The sequence below is a fragment of the Bacillus cereus group sp. BfR-BA-01310 genome, assembly GCF_022664325.1.
Classification (GTDB): domain Bacteria; phylum Bacillota; class Bacilli; order Bacillales; family Bacillaceae_G; genus Bacillus_A; species Bacillus_A paramycoides.
The window spans coordinates 138,688-156,979 of the sequence record NZ_JAKUHD010000009.1 but is presented as its reverse complement, the minus strand read 5'-3'; the positions used below and the strand labels follow the sequence as shown (position 1 = coordinate 156,979).

Genomic DNA, 18,292 nt, shown 5'->3' with positions numbered 1-18,292 from the left:
AATAATAAAGGAAAAGCGAATTGAAATATATTGTGGAAGGTGAGAAAGGCCGATGCGCTTACTTGTAGTAGAAGATAATGCTTCTTTATTGGAGTCTATAGTACAAATTTTACGTGATGAATTTGAAGTGGACACGGCAATGAATGGGGAAGATGGTTTGTTTTTGGCATTACAAAATATATATGATGCAATTTTACTTGATGTCATGATGCCAGAAATGGATGGATTTGAAGTTATTCAAAAAATACGAGATGAGAAGATTGAAACGCCAGTTTTATTTTTAACAGCAAAAGATTCTTTGGAGGATCGAGTAAAAGGTTTAGATTTTGGCGGAGATGATTATCTCGTTAAGCCATTTCAAGCACCGGAATTAAAAGCGAGAATTCGTGCTTTATTACGACGAAGTGGTAGTTTAACAACAAAGCAGACAATTCGTTATAAAGGAATCGAACTGTTTGGAAAAGATAAAGATGCACAAGTAGATGGACAAGCAATTAAGTTGACTTTAAAACAGTATGAACTTCTAGAGTACCTCATTCAAAATAGCGGTAAGATTTTAATGCGTGAACAAATTTTTGATCGTGTTTGGGGATTTGATTCAGATACGACAGTAGCGATTGTAGAAGTGTATGTTCATCACTTACGTAAAAAATTAGAGCAATTCGGTTATCAGAAAGATATTCAAACTGTTCGTGGTATTGGATATATATTGAAAGAACAATGAAAAAGGGAAGTATGTTTCAAAAAACACGCATTCGTCTGACTATATTAAATTCGTTAGTGTTTATTATATTAATTGGGATATTGGGAAGTTTAGTTTATTCATATACATATGATCAAATCTACAAGGGAGTAGATGGATCGATAAGAGAATTTATTATGAAGATAACGAGAGAGAAGCGCCAAGGTCCCGCTCAATTTGAATTAAATAAAGATTTACGTATAGGAGATTCAAGGGTCTCTTTATTGGTATGGAATGAAAATAATCAGTTGCAAGATATAGACAAAAAATCTCGAGATCGCAGCTTTTTTGAAGAGAATCAAACAAGTTTATTTCCAAAAAAAGTTGGAGATTTCTATGATATAGAAATTAAGGGGAGAAGTTATAGAACTGGAGCAGCTCATGTAACTACACAGTTTGGAGAGAATTTTACACTTCAAATATTGCGTGAAACAACAACTGAAAAAGAAGTACTTCGCACATTATTGTTAATTCTTATAATCGGTTGTGGGATAGGAAGCCTATGTGCAATAGGAATCGGCTTTTTCCTAGCGGGTAGAGCACTCATACCGATTCAAAAGTCATGGGAGAAACAGCAGGAATTCGTTTCTGATGCATCACATGAATTAAGGACGCCACTTGCGGTTATCCAATCAAAAACAGATGTATTATTCCAGTCACCATCTGCAACGATAGAAGAAAAGGCGATGGATATTTCTACAATTTCAAAGGAATGTAGACGGTTATCGAAGCTAGTTGCTAATTTATTATTGTTAGCACGTTCGGATTCTAATCAAATCGAGATGGATAAGAAAACATTTGAACTAGATAAATTGTTAGAAGAAATAGTAGATCCATATAAAGAAATTGCTTCTTATCAAGAAAAAGAGATGATATTAAAAGTAGAACGTAACATATCGTTTATTGGCGATAGAGAGAGAATCCATCAAATGATGGTCATACTGTTAGATAATGCGATGAAGTATACGAATGAAGGTGGACATATTCAAATTAATTGTACGCAAACGAGTAGTTCAATTCGTATACGGGTGAAGGATAACGGGATAGGAGTTAAGGAAGAGGATAGTCCAAAATTATTTGATCGTTTTTATCAAGGTGATAAAGCGAGAAGTGCATCAGAAGGCGCTGGATTAGGTCTTTCAATCGCTAATTGGATTGTAGAAAAACATTACGGAAAAATATCGGTAGAGAGCAAATGGGGAGAAGGTACTTGTTTTGAAGTGATTTTCCCGAAAAATCAAAGGTTATAAGTGAGAAGGCGATCTTGTTTTTTACAAGGTCGTCTTTTTTTAAGGGAAAGTTAAGGAACAACTTGTATCATGTATTACATCATGGAAACTTGTAATAGAAAGAGACGCTGAAGTAGATATTTTTGAATGAATTAGATGAATCATACTGTTATTTCTAACAGTGATGAAGTTGATGTATAGTATTAAAAAAATTATGGGAAAGATGGAAACAGAAAGCGTGAGAAGGAGGAAGAATTCTTGAAAAAGAAGATGATGATGGTATGCGCTATTGGAGTAATGAGTTTAAGTATATTAGGAGGCGCCTCTTCTTCTGGAACGACAAAAGGAAAGACAGATTACACGCAGCGCAGTAAAGAACAGTTAAACGATGGGAAAATACATGCGATGCATACAGAAGAAAAGGCGGAAAAGCTAGGCATTGAAACGAATGGAAAAGAACAAATTAGGTTAGAAAAAGAAATTCATGAAACGGAAGTAGGAAGAGAAGCGGAACAATTAGGTATCTCAACAGAAGGAAAAGATGTTGGAATTCTTTCAGAAGAAATTTATGAAACAAAAGTGAAGCAGGAAGCATTAAAACTAGGAATATCAATAGAGAATACATCGATTGTGGATTTAATAAATCAAATTAATACAATCAAAATTAATAATGAAGCAGATAAACTAGGCGTTTCAATAGAAGGAAAAGAAATGCAAGATATTGCGGAAGAAATTTATGGGACAAAAGTAAGAGAAGAAGCGGAAAAGCTAGGTATTTCTAAAAAAGGAAAAGAGATAGGAGATCTAGCACAAGAAGTATATGAACAAAAAGTACAGGAAGAAGCAAAAAAATATCATATTGATCTATACGGCAAAGATATATATCAAGTATTAAGAGAAATTAATGAACAAAAAGTGGTGCAAATGGCGGATGAGCTTAATATGGATAGAACGAATATGAATATTCAAGATTTAGCAGAAAAAATAAAACGAGAACAACCTGAAAAGGGAAAAGAACTAAATTTTGTACCGATGATTCAAACAGATGCTGATGCGTTTTATTCTTATTTAACGAATTAAAGAGGGCGTGAGAATAGGAGCATGATACGAAAGTGGAAAATGTGTATGTATGTGATTATATTCGGGGCGGTAATATGGGGCATATATACGAATGGGTTTACAAAGTATGCCGAGAAAGTAAAGAGAGTAACAGTATCCACTACAAAGAGTCAGAAACAAACAGTATCCACTAATAATCAAGGTGATGAAAAAATCGTCTTATCAAATGTGCCTTTAATTCAGCAATTACCAGAGCTAGAGAGAGGGTGCGAAGTGACGAGCTTAGCGATGATGTTACAATACGCAGGTGTTTCTGTAGATAAGATGAAATTGGCAGATGAAATAAAGAAAGTTGATTTTGAGGATAATGGTACACGTGGAAATCCGAATGACGGATTTGTAGGGGATATTTATACATTTTCTGAATCAGGATACGGTGTATATCACGAACCGCTCTTTCAATTAGCGAAAAAATATTTACCTAATAAAGCTGTGGATTTAACAGGGAAAAGTATAGAAGAAATTTATAAGAGTGTAAAAGCAGGGCAACCGGTAGTAATGATTACGAATGCAACATATGCACCATTAGGTGAGGATGAATTTGCTACATGGGAAACAGATAGTGGCGATGTTTCGATTACTTATAGTGAACATTGTATTGTACTTGTTGGATACGATAAGGAGTCCGTATATATTCAAGATCCTCTTAATGATAGTCCAGATGTAAGTGTGCCGAGAGAAAACTTTGAAAAGGCGTGGGTACAGATGGGAAGTCAAGCAATTAGTTATGTGAAAAGTTCAAAATGAATTAAGGGAATTATATAAATAAAAGGTTATACAGATTATAAAGAAGGTTTTGTGAGCAGTGTTTTAAAGAAGCAAAAATAATAAGAAGAAAGAGAACTTCTATGTATGGAGGTTCTCTTATTTTGTAATTTAAACTTTTAAGAATAACTACATATGTAAAAAATGCATAATCAACAAAAAAATACATGTTATTATTATATTTTGTTTCCAAAATTAATCGAGTAGCAGAAACAATGAAAGGTTTAGCTGGCGATGAAAATGAAGTAACAAATGCCATTGATGAGATTGCAAAAGCTACAGAAGAACAAGTCAATTAAAGGGAATAAGTTAGTTTAGTCACTCAAAACTTAGCAGAGATGACAGAAGAATTATAAGAAATGATTAGTAAATTTAAAGTATAATAACAGGAAATAAGTAAGGTGGAAATGAGATCACCTTACTTATTTTTCTATACAGCAATTAGGGGAGTCATTAACGGGATGAAAAAAAGAAAAAGACTATGGAATTTATGGAAAACGATTACATTATTAGTGTGTACAGTTGTAATTTTTTCTTTGCTCGTAACAGATATTTTGATTAGCCATAATGTTGAACGAACGACAGAAGATAGCCAAGCAGAGAAGGCAAAAACGATTGCACGTATTGTGGCGAATGATTCTATTGTAATTGATGGGTTGGCGGGGAAAGTAGATACCGCCTTGATTCAAGTGTATACAAATAAGATATTAAAGAGTACGGATGTTCAATTTATTGTGGTTATGGATATGAATGGAATCCGAAAATCTCACCCCAATCCTCAAAAAATAGGTCATCATTTTATTGGGGGAGATGAAGGGCCCGTATTGAAGGGGAATGAACATGTATCATTGGCAGAAGGAACTTTAGGGATTTCTATGAGAGTATTTGTGCCAGTTTTTTCTGAAACAGGGGAACAACTTGGAGCGGTTGCGGTTGGAATTTCAGCAGATAATGTAAAAGAGCGAGTTAAGGAAAGTAGACATATTATTTATATCGGTGTTGGAGTTGGAGTATTAGTTGGTGTTATAGGGGCGATATTGCTAGCTAGACATATAAAGAAAAGTTTATTTGGTCTTGAGCCGCATAGGATAGCGAAAATTCTTGAAGAAAGAAATACGATGTTGCTTTCGGTGAAAGAAGGTATTATTGCTGTAGATAAAGAGGCGAACGTAACTTTAATCAATAATGAGGCAAAACGGTTATTTAAGAAAAGTGGACTTGAAGAAGACTTTATTGGTAAAGATGTTGAATTGTACATGCCAAATTCACGTATAAAAGAAGTATTGCAAACTGGAGAGGTACAATTAAACGAAGAACAAAATATTTATGGAATTACGATTGTTACTAATCGTGTTCCTTTATATGTAAAAGGAGAAATAGTTGGCGCGATTGCAACATTTCGTGATAAAACAGAAATTAGAAAATTAGCAGAAGAATTAACTGGTATTAGGTTATATGCGGAAGCATTACGGGCGCAATCTCATGAATTTATGAATAAAATGCATGTCGTATTAGGGCTTACACATATGAAACAGTATGAAGAATTGCAGAAATATGTAAGTAGTATGGTATCAGAGCATCAATATGAAATTGGTGGGGTTATGAAAAGAATTAAAAGTCCAGTATTTGCTGGTTTTTTATTAGGTAAGCTTAGCTATGCTAGAGAGAAAAATATAAAGTTAATTATAAAAGAAGATTCTTACTTACCAGAAATATATGATGAACGTATCATTCATGAACTAATCACCGTTGTCGGAAATTTAATTGATAATGCATTAGACGCGGTGACGAATTGTGAGAAGAAGCAAGTTGAAGTTGGAATACAATATGGGGATACATTAATCATTACAGTACAAGATACAGGGAAAGGCATACAAGAAGATGAAATGGATGCATTATTTATAAAAGGTTATTCCACAAAGGGTGATAATCGGGGGTATGGTTTGTACCTTGTAAAGGAAAGCATACAGCGAATAAATGGGGAAATTCATATTCATTCAATGGTAGGAGAGGGAACAACGATAACAATTGAAATACCTAAAAGTAGGGATGAGAGATAAGATGATCAAAGTTTTGATTGTAGAAGATGATCCGATGGTTGCAATGTTAAATACGCATTATTTAGAGCAAGTGGGAGGGTTTGAACTTGTTCATGCAGTTAAATCAGTAAAAGAGTCGATAGAAGTATTAGAGAAATCACGAGTAGAATTAGTATTACTTGATATCTTTATGCCTGAGGAGACTGGATTTGAGCTTTTAATGTATATTCGGAATCAAGAAAAAGAAATTGATATTATGATGATTTCAGCTGTGCATGATATGGGGAGTATAAAAAAAGCATTACAATATGGAGTGGTAGATTATTTAATTAAACCATTTACATTTGAACGCTTTAAGGAAGCATTAACTGTGTATCGAGAAAAATTTACTTTTATGAAAGAACAACAAAAAATTAGTCAATCGGAATTGGATTCGCTAATTTTACAAAAAGAAAAAAGAGAGTCCTTTGACTATAAAGAGCTTCCAAAAGGATTAACAAAGCAAACGCTACAACTAATTTGGAAGAAAATCGAATCGCTTAAGGGACAAGCATTTACAACAGATGAAATGGCGCAATTAGTAGGAGTTTCAAGGGTTTCTATTCGAAAATATGTAATGTTTTTGACTGAAATTGGAGTATTAGAGAATGAAATGGTGTATCAAAATGTGGGAAGACCGGTGAGTAAATTAAGATGTATTGATCAAAATAAAATAAATTTTTACGTATAAGCGACTTATTATAAGTCGCTTATACTTTTTTTAATTACAAAAGTAGTTACAAAACTTACAAAAACTATTTTTACTATTGAAAGCGTTTTAATATTGTTATTAAGAAAACAAGGGGGTGCCATATGGGAATACAAAAGAATGTGGAAGCGGTATCATTTTCTGAGGGAAATGAATTGAAAAGTGAATCTTTCGCTTCTAAAATTATGAATGTTAAAATCGGTGTTATACCTTTACCGTTATATGTAGTATTGGCTGCTATTATTTATGGAGCATCTGTATATAATAAATTGCCAGCGGATATGATTGGTGGATTTGCAGTTATTATGATTATGGGTATTTTCTTAGGAGACATTGGGATGAGAATTCCAATTTTAAAAAATATCGGTGGTCCAGCAATTCTTTCATTATTTATTCCATCATTACTTGTATTTTTTAACTGGATGAATCCAGCTTCAATGGAAGCTGCGACTATGTTAATGAAAAAATCGAACTTTTTATATTTATATATTTCTTGCTTAGTAGTAGGAAGTATTTTAGGAATGAATCGCAAAGTGTTAGTACAAGGTTTCGTTCGTATGTTTATTCCTTTAGTAGTAGGAACGTTAGCTTCTATAGCAGTAGGCTTATTAGTTGGTTCACTATTTGGGTTTGAAATGAAGAAGACTTTCTTCTTTATTATCGTCCCTATTGTGAGTGGCGGTATTGGCGAAGGGATTTTACCATTGTCGTTAGCTTACAGTGATATTTTAAATGAATCATCAGCAACATTTGTATCACAGCTTATTCCTGCGGCTATTATCGGAAATATGTTTGCGATCGTGAGCGCAGGCTATATGAAACGTTTAGGTGAGAAGAAACCTGAGCTTAGTGGTAACGGTGTATTAGTAAAAACAGATAATCAAGCAGAGTTATTAAAAGAGCAAAATGCAGAAAAACCAATTGATTTCTCATTAATGGGAGCAGGGTTATTGATTGCATGTACATTCTTTATTTTCGGAGGATTCGCTTCTAAATTTATCGGTATTCCTGGGGCAATCATTATGATTTTTTCAGCGGCAATTGTGAAGTATTTTAATTTAATGCCAGCAAAAATGGAGCAAGGTGCATTCCATTTATATAAATTTATTTCAAAGAATTTAACTTGGCCGTTAATGGTCGGTTTAGGATTGCTATATATTCCTTTAAAAGACGTAGCAGCAGTTCTTTCTGTAGGATATGTTGTTGTGTGTGCATCGGTTGTTCTTACAATGGTAACAACAGGTTTTCTTGTAGGGAAAGTGATGAAAATGTATCCAGTTGAATCAGCGATTGTAACTGGATGTCATAGTGGTTTAGGTGGAACTGGAGATGTTGCTATTTTATCAGCCTCAAACCGTATGGAATTAATGCCGTTTGCGCAAATTTCAACGCGTTTAGGCGGGGCAGCAATGGTTGTAACAGCGACAATTTTATTAAAAATGTTTTCATGATCAAACAAGCTAGCTATATTCATATAGCTAGCTTGTCAAATTAAGGGGAGATTATAAGTATGTTAGAAAATCAAATTAATGAAAGATCATTGTTATTGCATAAAGAGTTAGTAGGGAAAATTGAGATTACAAGTAAAGTAGAAGTGAATTCAGCGGATGATTTAAGCCTGACTTATACACCAGGCGTAGCGGAGTCTTGTAAAGCAATTGCAGCAGATGAAGAAACAGTGTATGACTATACAGCAAGAGGGAATATGGTTGCAGTCGTTTCAGATGGAACAGCAGTACTTGGCCTAGGGAATATTGGACCGAAAGCGGCTATGCCTGTTATGGAAGGGAAAAGTATTTTATTTAAGAAGTTTGCGAATGTAGATGCTTTCCCGCTATGTTTAGGGACGACTGATGTGGATGAAATCGTTACCCTTGTGAAAAATTTGGAGCCTACATTTGCAGGTATTAATTTAGAAGATATTGCAGCACCACGTTGCTTTGAAATTGAAAAACGATTAAAAGAAGAAACCAATATTCCTGTATTTCATGATGATCAACATGGGACGGCTATTGTCGTTTTAGCAGCTGTTATTAATGCATTAAAAGTCGTAAGTAAACAAATGGATAATGTGAAAATTGTTATTAACGGTGCGGGTTCGGCAGGGATTGCAATTGGAAAATTATTGTTAAAAGCTGGTGCAAAGTACATTACGTTAGTTAGTTTAGAAGGTATTGTTTGTGAAGGTGAAACATGGATGAACGAAGCACAAATCGAAGTTTCGAAAAAGACAAATCGAGAATATGTACGTGGAACATTAAAGGAAGCGATTCATCAGGCTGATATTTTCATTGGTGTATCAGCTCCTAACGTATTAACGAAAGAGCTTGTACAGTCGATGAATGAGAAAGCAATTGTATTTGCAATGGCGAATCCAATTCCAGAAATCTTCCCTGAGGATGCACTAGAGGCTGGGGCAGCTGTAGTAGGAACTGGGCGTTCTGACTACTCGAATCAAGTAAATAATGTATTGGCGTTTCCTGGTATATTCCGTGGTGCGTTAGATGTGCGCGCGACGGATATTACAGAAGAGATGAAATTAGCGGCAGCATATGGAATCGCTAACATTATTACGGATGAAGAGCGTAATGCGAATTATGTCATTCCAAATCCATTAGATAAAAGAGTTGTTCCAAGTGTTGCAGAAGCAGTAGCAAAAGCAGCCATTGATTCAGGAGTGGCACAAATTACGAAAATGCCAAGTTATTAATAGTAAAAAGCAGTGCCTTTAAGGCACTGCTTTTTTGAGATAAGAAATCAAAATAATGAAGAAGAAGTGTAGAGTTATTCATGTCCCCTCATTATTTATTTAATTCCATTGCAACTTGTTTACCATTTACTAAAACCTCAGTTACTGCTACGATCACTTCTATCATTTTTCTCATCTCTCATCTCTCCTCGTTTCATTTCTTACTTTAAGTATAAGAGAAGAGAGAGAGTTCAACTATCGAAGTACGTGACGTCTAAATTACATTGTTGTAAGGAAGTGAAGTGTTGCAGTTTTGTCACTTTACTCGGCATTGATTACAAACTGATTATAATATTTTTCGTTCACATATATATTTAATACCCATAATCCAGATGAAGGTAATGATATTACGAGAGGGAGTTCTTTTATTGTAGTATCGACTATATTGGAAGTAGTCCAAGTTTGTTTGGAAGTTTCTTTTTGAAAGAGGATTGGTGTTGGAATTGTAGTACCTTGTTTTAACGCGATAATAGATAGTTTTCCGGTTGGCATTTCAGGATCTAGAAAGAACCACATTATTTCATTTTGTTCATTTGCGATGATGGGGCTATCAGCCATTGCGATTTTTCCTTCAATGCCCTTTAAAGGCATTTTTCCATCTACGAAGGATGGCGCTTCTTCCCAATTTACATCTTTTAAAACGCTAAGATGAAAAAAGGAAGGTGCGTTAGTTTGAGAGGATGCCGTTGCTATTACTTCTTTTTTAGGCGCTTTTGAATCGGGTTGCGGTTGCGCACAGCCAGTAATGAGGAAGGAGAAAAGTAGCATAGTTCCGATTTTTTTCATGGTGCCACACTCCTATTTTTTATTGTTAGTGTAATTGTATTTGCTAGAAGGCGGGACAATTCCTTTAAATCATAAAAAGAGGTCGTAAGTTTTGTGCGACCTCTTTTGACATTATCTATACTTGTTCAGTTGTAAAGGTTTGCTCCCTCTCTTTTTGAGGCATCGTTAAAAAAATAACAGAAAGAACGATACATACACCGCCTAATAATTGATATGCTCCAAAAGATTCATTAAGCCAAGTAATTGAAACGATGGCAGCTACAAGTGGTTCAATGCTAGATAAAATACTTGTTTCGGTTGCTGCTAAGTATTTAAGACTACCGATATAAAGAAGGAAAGAAAGAGTGCCACTTATAATGATAAGAATAAGCATAGAAAAAGTTTGGAGTGTGAAGGTTTGTGAAAGCTGATTCCATCCAAACGAATGATTGCAAATAAGCAATGCAATCCCTCCAATTAACATTCCCCATCCAATTACTATTGTTGTTCCACATTCCTTAATAAGAGAAGCCGGATGAAGGGTATAAAATGCAAATCCAACTGCTGTTAATAGGCCAAAAATAATGGCTGCTTTAGATAAAACAATATTTTCAATTGAGCCGTTTGTAATAATAAAGTATGTCCCTGTTAGAGCAGTTATAATTGCGAGTATTTGCATAGAAGCAGGTAATTTCTTTTGCTCAAACGCAACGTAAATTGTAATAAGAACGGGACCTAGAAACTGAAATAGTGTTGCCGTGACGGCATTACTAATATGAACTGTTTCGATAAAAGCGTACTGGGCACCAAGCATGCCAAGAATAGAGAAAATGAAAAGCTGTATAAAGTGTTTAGGCTGTTTCCAAATGTAAAATATGTTTTGTTTTTTAATAAGCAAGAAGGATAAAATGAATATTCCTGCGAGTAACAGGCGAATTGTTAAAAAATCAATTGATGATACGTTAGTATGTTGAAATAGCCACTGAATCATGGGACCAGATAATCCCCATAAAGTAGCTCCTGTAATAATCATCATAAGTCCAATGCGTCTACTATTGTTCATTATCATGCATCTCCTCTCTAGTATTTGATTTTTTATGTGTGACATGATAAAAGGAATTATATATAACTTCTGGTACTGTAAAAAGTATCAGATTTTAGTTTTATTAAGGGGTCAGATGTTATGTTAGAATTAACGCCTAATTTAAATATGAATAGTAAAAAGGCATTGTACGTGCAATTGTATGAGTATATAAAAAAAGAAATTAAAGATGGAACGATTCCGGCTTTTACGAAGTTACCAGCTAAGCGAAAGTTAGCAACACATTTACAAGTAAGTAAAAATACAGTAGAGGCGGCTTACGAGCAATTACTTGCAGAAGGTTATATTGAGTCAATTTCGAGAAAAGGTTACTTTGTGTGTGAAATTGAGCAAATGGTTTCTGTAGAAGGAAGCGAAGAGAGAATAGGGGAGGTACCATTTCAGGAAAAGAATTATAAATTTGATTTTACACAAACAGGAGTCGATACGAATACTTTTCCGTTCACTATGTACCGCAAACTTATAAATGATGTATGTCAGCCACATAATAATGATTTGCTCTTTCTTGGGCACCCTCAAGGGGAAGTGAGCTTAAGAGAAGAAATTGCGAACTATTTGTATGAATCTAGAGGTGTGCGTTGTTCAGCTAGTCAAATCGTATTAGGAGCGGGAACACAAATATTAGTGAAGTTACTATTTCAATTGTTAAAGGGAAGCAATTATGCCGTTGAAAACCCAGGGTATCACAGGAAAATGGTTGTTTTTGAACAGGGAGAAAAAAGAGTTCAAATGTTATCTTTAGATAGGGATGGAATTTGTATTGCAGATTTAGAAAATAGTGATGCAAATGTTGTATTTGTAACTCCTTCTCATCAGTTCCCGTATGGAATGATTATGCCTATCACGAGACGGATGCAGCTTTTACAATGGGCGAAGAAAGAAGAAGGTAGGTATATTATTGAAGATGATTACGATAGTGAATTTCGCTATTCAGGAAAGCCAATACCGGCACTGCAAGGGCTAGATGCGGATGGGAAAGTTATTTATATGGGTACACTATCTAAAGCATTGTTGCCATCGTTACGGATGAGCTATATGGTATTACCAAAGAATTTAATTAAAAAGTATCAAAAGGAATATTTGTTTTATACACAAAGTGTTTCAAGAATGGACCAAGAAGTGATTAGAAGGTTTTTAAATGAAGGACATTGGGAAAAACATATTCATAAAATGCGTGTCGTCTATCGAAAGAAGAGAGATCGGCTTGTTTTTGAAATAGAAAAGTATTTTTCTAATCGTGTTGAAGTGATAGGGGAAGATTCGGGATTACACATTTTATTAAAAGTGCATAATGGAATGCGAGAAGAAGAATTAATTAAAGAAGCAGCAAAATATAGTATTAAATTATATCCTGTTTCTACGTACTATAAAGACGGTACTGCACCTGAAAATATAGTTTTACTTGGGTTTGCGATTTTATCAGAAGAAGAAATTGCGAAAGCGATTCAATTATTAAATACGGCATGGTTTACAAGAAAGTAAAAAAACATCCTCATACATGAGAGGATGTTTTTTATTATTTATTTTCATCTAGGAATAAGACCATATGCTCTTCATCCCAATATTGGCCGTTATATTTTAATGAGCGTTCTTGCACACCAAAAGTTTTAAAGCCTAATGACTCATAAAGTTTTTTTGCACCATCGTTGCCAACAACAACATCAAGCATAACTTGTTCTACTTCTAAAGATTTAGCAAGTTCAAGACATTCTTTAATAAGTGCTTTTCCTGCTCCAAGTCCGCGTGCTTTTGGAGACACGTATACTGAACCAATCTTTGCTTTATGTTCTTGTTTTACATATGGTTTCGTTTCCAATGTTGCAACTCCGATTAATTTTCCATCTTTAAATGCACCTAGTGTATAGTTTTCATCTTGTGCTAATTTTTGCGCTTTATATTCAATAGCACACTCTTTATTAATAATATCTTCATAAGAAGAGCTGAAAGCTTCAGGGTTTTGCTTTAATCCTTCTACGCGAAGTTCTAAGTAAATTTCCGCTTCGTCTTTTGTTAATACATGGATATCCAATTATATCACCCTCCAAATCTTTGACAAATGTACCTTTATTTTATATTGAAATAAGAATAATTTCAAAAGCTTAGCTTATAATGGCTAGTTTTATGAACAAAATAACACCAGTAGTGTTTACTACTACTGGTGATTTCACGCATATATTATTCAAATGGTAGCTCAATTATAAATTCTGTTCCAACGTTTAATTCACTTGTAACTAGAATAGAACCGTTATGAAGTTCTACAATTTCTTTTGCAACAGCTAGTCCGATACCTTTTCCGCCTGTAGCTCGTGTCCTAGATTTATCGACACGGTAAAAGCGATCGAAAATATGTAGGATATCTTCTTCAGGAATACCTTCTCCTTCATCTTGTACACTTATTGTAAAAGTATCCATATTTGTTCGTACACGTATTGTTATGGAAGTGTTTTCTGGTGAATGTTGATAGGCGTTATGCAGTAAATTTAACATAACTTGTTCCATACGTCTTTCATCTATGCAAACTTCTAGGCCATCGTTACAGTATACATGGATTTTCATCTGTTTGTTTGTTAATGTTGTTTTTGTTTTTTCAACCATTCGCTCTAAAAATGGACTAAGGAGCATAGTTTGTTTTTTTATAACGAATTGGTGCTGCTCTAATTGTACAAGTATGAATAAATCTTGTATGAGATCCGTTATACTATCCGTTTCATCTTCGATAATCTGTAAATATTCTTCACGTTCTTCCTTCGTTAAAGAGTCTCTCTGTGCCACTTTCGCATAGCCTTTCATGTAGGTCAATGGAGTTAATAGTTCATGGGCAACGCTAGCGAGAAATTCATTTCGTTCTTTTTTCATATACGTAAGTTCACTAGATAAATCTTCAATGGTCTTAGCTAAACTTCCGAGTTCATCATTACGTTTAATTCCTAATTGAATTGGTTTATTCAATTTCGGCATTTTTTCTGTTGCTCTTTTCATTTTTATAAGAGGATCTGTAACAACTCGAGAAAAAACAAAGACAGAAATAGTTGTTAAAATAAGCGTTAAAATACTAACGATGATGAATTGATTCATAAGTCTAAGTAACATCTTTTCTAAGAAGGATGTTTTTAAGAACATGTGTAAGTTACCATTAAAGTCTTCTGTTTTAATCGGGCTTACTGTTGAGATGAATTTTGATTTTTTCCAGTTCTTCTCTACTATTAAGCCATCTCTTTCAACAGGTTGTGTATTGCAATGAAGTTGTTTTTGTATATCTTGTGTTACAGTCGCTGAGGAAGACATGATTTTTCCATTACTATCAGTTATAACAATAACTATTTCAGAATTAGTAAGTGCCTCTGTTTCCATTAAATCTTCAGCGGCATGTTCAATAGCGAAAGCAGGGGGGGCAGGGCGATTGAGACGTTCAGCATATTTTTTTCTCTCAGTGTATTTGTCGTATTTGCTCCATTTTGCACGCCGTTCAATCGTATCGCGATAGCGATTTCCTTTCTCTAAAAGAGAAAGGGTCTCTTCCTCAACCCGCATTTTTGAAAGGCTTTTATAAAAAGATACGAAAGCAATTGTTTCAATACATAAAGCTAATATTAAAAAGTATGTCCCAATTTTAAGGGAAAGTTTGCTCATTTTCTCACCATGCCTTATTTCATATAAAGGGCCAGTGGTTTACTATTATTGTCCACTGACCAAATTAATTATTCACATTTCCATTTGTAACCGACCTTATAGACGGTTTCTAAGTAATCTTCAACTGGAAATCCTTTTTTGCGTAATTTATCACGGATATTACGAATATGTGAATCGATGGTTCTGTATTCGATGTCTGTTTGATAGCCCCAGATTTTTTCGATTAAATCGTCTCGGCTGTAAGCGCGGTTTGTATTTTGTAAAAACAGTCCGAGTAATGAAAATTCAATAGGAGTTAGGGAGATTTTTTCATCATAAACTGTAACAGTATGTTTCGTTTTATCCCACTCAATTCCATTGAAACTAACAAAGCCATCTTTCTTTGTGCGGCGTAATATGGCCTCAATTCGTGCAACCAGTACATGCTCATCAAATGGTTTTGTAATATAATCATCTGCTCCCATCGTCAGGCCTTTAATCATATCATAATTTTGGTTGCGAGCCGTTAGCATAATAATTGGAACGTTGGAAAGTTGACGAATTTGATAGCAAGTATCCCAGCCATCCATATTTGGCATCATAACATCTAATAAAATAATATCGAAGTCCTTTTGTTCAATTAATTCTAGCGCTTCAAGGCCAGATGTAGCCTTCATACAAAAATAGCCACGAGGGCTTAAGAGAAGATCTAGTAATCGTAACATACGTTCTTCATCGTCTACTAATAAAATTTTCACCATAATCTTGTGCACCCCAAACTATTCATTCTACTTGTATAGTTTACATGAAAATAATAAAAAACTCTTTTTATGTGATTGAATGGAAGTCTGATTTTTTCTTTCAGGGCAATTGACATAAAAAATGCACTAGTTTTGCACAACTCTTTTTTATAATAGAAAACGTAGCGACACAAAATACCCTATGTTGCGACATAACGTCATGTCATTTTATTTATAAAATGACAATTCCATTCTATTGTGTATGTGGGATAGAGAAGGTTTTCGTATTCACCTCGCATCGGATAAGAAAAAATTCCTATCTCACACTTTTTTTATTATAAAGGGGATTGTACACATGAGTAAAAAAGTAGAACGTTTACAAAAAGAAAAGCAAGATCGTAATGCGATTGTAATGTGTGTTGCGGTATCTATGCTTATTATGATAAGTTGTGTAAATAAATTTTTCGGGATTTTATAATAGAAAAAAAGCTTATTGCCTCTTAAGAAGCAATAAGCTTTTTTTATGCGTTCTATATAATAAACCAAGGTAGAATTGCTAACCCAGAAGTTACGATTGCTGTAGCAAATATTAAAACGATAGCTTGTTTGTTTTGTTTCATATCACATTCTCCTCTACACATCAATTGAATGCTGTTCGTTCACTTTATCCCGCTATTTGCGGACCCGATTGGTGTGGGCTAATAATTAGTGGATGATGGACAAAACCCTCACTAATTAAAGTTTCACTTTATATTTTTAGTATAACGAATGGAAAGGATTGGAACGATCGATAAAGGTGACATGAAAATTACATTATTGTAATAAAAAAAGCATCTTTATTAAAAAGATGCTTTTGAAAAGTTGACATATTAATCATTTAAGAATAAAACCATATGCTCTTCATCCCAATATTGTCCGTTATGCTTTAAGGAACGTTCCTGCACACCGTAAGTTTGGAAGCCGAGGGACTCATATAATTTTTTTGCAGCTGTGTTATTGGCAACGACATCGAGCATGAGTTGTTCTACGTGTAATTTATCGGCATTTTCAATAATTGCTTTAATTAAAGCTCGTCCTGCTCCGAGTCCACGTGCTTTTGGGGAAACAAAAACGGAGCCGATTTTCGCTTTATGTTCTTGTTTAATAAATGGTTTTGTTTCTAAAGTAGCAATACCGATTAAATCATTATCTTTGAAGACACCTAGAGTATACTTGTCCGGATTGCTTAATCGTTTTGCCATAGCAGCGACAGGGTCCTCATGTTTCAGAACATCTTCGTAAGAAGAGCTAAAAGCTTCAGGGTTTTTTGTTAAACCTTCCATACAAACTTTTAAATATATTTCTGCGTCCTCTGTTGTTAATAAGCGAATTTCCATAATTGTAACCTCCTTGGTTGATCCAAATTTAATTCATTATCTTCATAAGAGTGAGTATAGTTTTACTTTGTAAATGCACGCTGTGACTATTCTTTCTTAATTTGTAAAAGAATGAAAAGATTATGCTACTATGTTTTCATTTTTGTTTATGTAATGAAATTATATATTAACTTCATTAACTATTCAAGTGTTTAATATATTGTATTTTTATAACTAAAATGACTCCTATGTAAAGGAGTCATTTTGCATTTCGTATTTAATTTTTTGCTTTATACCCATCAATTCGTTCTGGATGTGTATAAATATTGCAAGATTCATTTCGAATAAATCCTACTACGGTAATACCTAAATCATGGGCAAGTTGCAGGGCCAGTTTAGTTGGGGCCGATTTAGATAGAACAATTTCGCATCCTATTTTTGAAACCTTTAGCAAAATTTCAGACGAGATGCGTCCGCTAAACGCAATGATTTTCCCTTGAACAGATATATTGTTTCGTAAACAATGACCGTATATTTTATCTAGCGCATTATGTCTTCCGATATCCATTCTTGATAAAAGAATGTTTTTTCGATCACATAGAGCGGTATTGTGCACACCACCCGTTTGGCGAAATGTAGTTGAAGATTGCTGTAAGGAAGTCATTAGGTGAAAACATTCTTCCGGAGTAATAGTTATATGTATATCATGTAACTTTTTGGCTTTTGCGGCATCATTGACGAAAACAAAACCTTGTCTACTTTTTCCGCAACAAGAAGTTACGTACCGTTTATTATATAAAGTTTGATAGAGCGGATTAATTTTTGATGATTTTACATGGACAATTCCGCTTTCTTTTTGAATCCATAACTCTTCAATATCTTTATAAGAAGAAATAATTCCTTCTGAAATTAAAAAACCGATTACCATATCTTCAATATAATTAGGAGTGCATACGACTGTTACGTATTCTTCGCTATTTAATTTAATTGTAATAGGAGATTCCGTAACAATCTCATCGGTTTGTTTTGAAAATGTACCAGATTGATAGCGTACAATTGTGTACGTTTCTTGAGTAGGCTCCATATTAAATTCCCCTTTATATGTATTTTTCTCCATATTTATCATAAAACATCGAAAAAATAAAAGCATCCACTAGAAGGTAGCAGATTATTTTGGTTATAATTGTATATTTACGATATAATAGATTTGTAGAGTAGTGACATTTATAAGCTTACGTAGTTATACCTTATAACATCTAGAATCGACTTCAAGAGGAAAGTATTTCAACAGGGCGTTTCAAAAATATGTACAGCAACGCAGTTTTGAAAA

General features: G+C 34.2%; 18 protein-coding genes. 11 read left to right on the top strand and 7 right to left on the bottom strand.

What is annotated here, in order from left to right; genetic code table 11:
• Positions 1 to 52: 52 nt before the first annotated feature.
• The 9 genes from MR109_RS18635 (at position 53) to MR109_RS18600 (ending at position 9,352) form a co-directional block, all read left to right on the top strand.
• Positions 53 to 724: a response regulator transcription factor gene (locus tag MR109_RS18635; protein ID WP_242273481.1), complete on the top strand. Its 672-nt coding sequence runs from the start codon at positions 53 to 55 to the stop codon at positions 722 to 724.
• Entirely contained in the window at positions 721 to 1,992 is a 1,272-nt protein-coding gene (locus tag MR109_RS18630) for a sensor histidine kinase (RefSeq protein ID WP_098473919.1), read from the top strand. Before MR109_RS18635 ends, MR109_RS18630 begins: the two co-directional genes overlap by 4 nt.
• Before the next feature lie 237 nt (positions 1,993 to 2,229).
• Positions 2,230 to 3,051: a transporter gene (locus MR109_RS18625; protein ID WP_242273479.1), complete on the top strand. Its 822-nt coding sequence runs from the start codon at positions 2,230 to 2,232 to the stop codon at positions 3,049 to 3,051.
• Between the two features lie 21 nt (positions 3,052 to 3,072).
• The gene (locus tag MR109_RS18620) at positions 3,073 to 3,837 is read left to right on the top strand and encodes a C39 family peptidase (protein ID WP_374202578.1); all 765 of its coding nucleotides are present in this window, start codon (positions 3,073 to 3,075) and stop codon (positions 3,835 to 3,837) included.
• 185 nt (positions 3,838 to 4,022) lie between these two features.
• Complete coding sequence (locus MR109_RS30085; protein ID WP_269431810.1) at positions 4,023 to 4,154, top strand: hypothetical protein; 132 nt, start codon at positions 4,023 to 4,025, stop codon at positions 4,152 to 4,154.
• A 162-nt stretch (positions 4,155 to 4,316) separates the two neighbouring features.
• A complete protein-coding gene (locus MR109_RS18615; RefSeq protein ID WP_308197280.1) occupies positions 4,317 to 5,915 on the top strand; it encodes a sensor histidine kinase in 1,599 nt (532 codons plus the stop codon).
• Between the two features lies 1 nt (position 5,916).
• A complete protein-coding gene (locus MR109_RS18610; protein ID WP_242273474.1) occupies positions 5,917 to 6,624 on the top strand; it encodes a response regulator in 708 nt (235 codons plus the stop codon).
• 122 nt (positions 6,625 to 6,746) lie between these two features.
• Positions 6,747 to 8,093 carry a 2-hydroxycarboxylate transporter family protein gene (locus MR109_RS18605; RefSeq protein ID WP_048370656.1) on the top strand — a complete coding sequence of 449 codons (1,347 nt, stop codon included), beginning with the start codon at positions 6,747 to 6,749 and terminating at the stop codon, positions 8,091 to 8,093.
• A gap of 59 nt (positions 8,094 to 8,152) precedes the next feature.
• A complete protein-coding gene (locus MR109_RS18600; protein WP_242273473.1) occupies positions 8,153 to 9,352 on the top strand; it encodes an NAD(P)-dependent malic enzyme in 1,200 nt (399 codons plus the stop codon).
• Positions 9,353 to 9,652: 300 nt separating this feature from the next.
• On the opposite strand, the gene MR109_RS18595 is transcribed toward MR109_RS18600, so the two are convergent.
• Positions 9,653 to 10,177: a DUF4871 domain-containing protein gene (locus tag MR109_RS18595; RefSeq protein ID WP_242273471.1), complete on the bottom strand. Its 525-nt coding sequence runs from the start codon at positions 10,175 to 10,177 to the stop codon at positions 9,653 to 9,655.
• Between the two features lie 115 nt (positions 10,178 to 10,292).
• Positions 10,293 to 11,219: a DMT family transporter gene (locus MR109_RS18590; protein ID WP_071717533.1), complete on the bottom strand. Its 927-nt coding sequence runs from the start codon at positions 11,217 to 11,219 to the stop codon at positions 10,293 to 10,295.
• Between the two features lie 120 nt (positions 11,220 to 11,339).
• Here MR109_RS18590 and pdxR point away from each other — a divergent pair, with 120 nt between their 5' ends.
• Positions 11,340 to 12,740, top strand: a complete 1,401-nt coding sequence (gene pdxR / locus MR109_RS18585) for a MocR-like pyridoxine biosynthesis transcription factor PdxR (protein WP_242273469.1) — start codon at positions 11,340 to 11,342, stop codon at positions 12,738 to 12,740.
• Between the two features lie 34 nt (positions 12,741 to 12,774).
• Here pdxR and MR109_RS18580 read toward each other — a convergent pair whose 3' ends face one another.
• The 3 genes from MR109_RS18580 to MR109_RS18570 form a co-directional block, all read right to left on the bottom strand.
• Positions 12,775 to 13,287, bottom strand: coding sequence for a GNAT family N-acetyltransferase (locus MR109_RS18580; RefSeq protein WP_000351212.1), 513 nt, complete (start codon positions 13,285 to 13,287; stop codon positions 12,775 to 12,777).
• Between the two features lie 146 nt (positions 13,288 to 13,433).
• Positions 13,434 to 14,888 (bottom strand): HAMP domain-containing sensor histidine kinase, encoded by a 1,455-nt coding sequence (locus MR109_RS18575; RefSeq protein WP_242273467.1) that lies wholly within the window; start codon positions 14,886 to 14,888, stop codon positions 13,434 to 13,436.
• Between the two features lie 68 nt (positions 14,889 to 14,956).
• The gene (locus tag MR109_RS18570; RefSeq protein ID WP_071717536.1) at positions 14,957 to 15,628 is read right to left on the bottom strand and encodes a response regulator transcription factor; all 672 of its coding nucleotides are present in this window, start codon (positions 15,626 to 15,628) and stop codon (positions 14,957 to 14,959) included.
• A gap of 334 nt (positions 15,629 to 15,962) precedes the next feature.
• Between MR109_RS18570 and MR109_RS30080 the strand changes: the two genes are divergently transcribed.
• Positions 15,963 to 16,085 carry a hypothetical protein gene (locus MR109_RS30080; protein ID WP_002029704.1) on the top strand — a complete coding sequence of 41 codons (123 nt, stop codon included), beginning with the start codon at positions 15,963 to 15,965 and terminating at the stop codon, positions 16,083 to 16,085.
• 391 nt (positions 16,086 to 16,476) lie between these two features.
• Here MR109_RS30080 and MR109_RS18565 read toward each other — a convergent pair whose 3' ends face one another.
• Both MR109_RS18565 and fdhD read right to left on the bottom strand, forming a co-directional pair.
• Positions 16,477 to 16,983: a GNAT family N-acetyltransferase gene (locus tag MR109_RS18565; RefSeq protein ID WP_002174808.1), complete on the bottom strand. Its 507-nt coding sequence runs from the start codon at positions 16,981 to 16,983 to the stop codon at positions 16,477 to 16,479.
• Between the two features lie 256 nt (positions 16,984 to 17,239).
• Positions 17,240 to 18,046: a formate dehydrogenase accessory sulfurtransferase FdhD gene (gene fdhD / locus MR109_RS18560; RefSeq protein WP_002174809.1), complete on the bottom strand. Its 807-nt coding sequence runs from the start codon at positions 18,044 to 18,046 to the stop codon at positions 17,240 to 17,242.
• Between the last annotated feature and the right edge of the window lie 246 nt (positions 18,047 to 18,292).